The organism is Limnospira sp. PMC 289.06 (assembly GCF_032350395.1).
GTDB lineage: Bacteria > Cyanobacteriota > Cyanobacteriia > Cyanobacteriales > Microcoleaceae > Limnospira > Limnospira platensis.
The window spans coordinates 1-329 of record NZ_JARPLC010000551.1 but is presented as its reverse complement, the minus strand read 5'-3'; the positions used below and the strand labels follow the sequence as shown (position 1 = coordinate 329).

Annotated in this window: 1 pseudogene; it reads left to right on the top strand. The window is 45.3% G+C overall.

From position 1 onward, the window contains the following. Window positions 1-177, top strand: a pseudogene (locus P5674_RS26225) (HNH endonuclease); the annotation flags it as partial. Window positions 178-329 lie beyond the last annotated feature (152 nt).

The window sequence follows — 329 nt, the reverse complement described above, 5'->3', positions numbered from 1 at the left end:
CTGGTTAAGTCGGCTCTCGAACCTGAATGGGAATCGAGATTTGAAAGCACAAGCTACGGGTTCCGTCCAGGACGGTCAGCCCATGACGCAATTAGCAGGATTTATACTGCCATAAACAAGGGACAATATTATGTTCTTGATGCTGATATAGCAAAATGCTCTTACCGTGAACCATGATTACCTACTGTCCAAAATTCATTGTCCAAGCAGCCTAAAAAGAGACCTGAAACAATGGATCAAAGCGGGAGTGCTAGATAACGGTGTATTCGAGGAAACAGAAACAGGGACACCCCAAGGAGGGGTAATAAGTCCAATACTCGCCAACATCG